Origin of the sequence: Amycolatopsis speibonae, assembly GCF_042647925.1 — a bacterium.
GTDB lineage: Bacteria > Actinomycetota > Actinomycetes > Mycobacteriales > Pseudonocardiaceae > Amycolatopsis > Amycolatopsis speibonae.
Map to the genome: position 1 here is coordinate 1 of NZ_JBHRWK010000138.1, position 584 is coordinate 584.

The 584-nt window shown below is 62.5% G+C and carries 1 protein-coding gene; it reads right to left on the reverse strand.

From position 1 onward, the window contains the following. Position 1 precedes the first annotated feature (1 nt). Positions 2-584, reverse strand: a 583-nt coding sequence (locus ACFOSH_RS42490; RefSeq protein ID WP_378247224.1) for an IS630 family transposase, incomplete at its 5' end; no start/stop codon positions are given.

Here is a 584-nt window from a genome sequence, read left to right on the forward strand (position 1 = left end):
ACTAGTGTCCTGCGCCGGAAATCCGTCGACAAAATCGGGCGAGTGACTCGAGGATCTCTTCGGCGGTTTTGGTCCAGAGGAATGGCCGGGGATGGGTGTTCCAGTCGGTGATCCAGGCTCGAACGTCCTTCTCCAGCGCCCGCACGCTCTTGTGGGCGCCGCGCTTGATCTTCTGCTCGGCCAGTAGTCCGAACCAGCGTTCGACCTGGTTGATCCAGGAGGAACCGGTCGGGGTGAAGTGCATGTGGAACCGAGGATGTCTGGCCAGCCAGGCTTTGATCGCCGGGGTCTTGTGCGTGCCGTAGTTGTCGCAGACCAGATGCACGTCCAGTTCGGCGGGCACGGTCTTGTCGATCGTGATCAGGAACTTCTTGAACTCGGCCGCGCGGTGCTGGCGGTGCAACTCGCCGATCACCGTGCCGTCGGCGATGTCAAAGGCGGCGAACAGGCTGGTGATGCCGTTGCGGACGTAGTCATGCGTTCGTCGCTCGGGCATGCCCGGCATCATCGGCAACACCGGCTGGGAACGATCCAGCGCCTGGATCTGACTCTTCTCATCCACGCACAGCACGACGGCCCGCTCA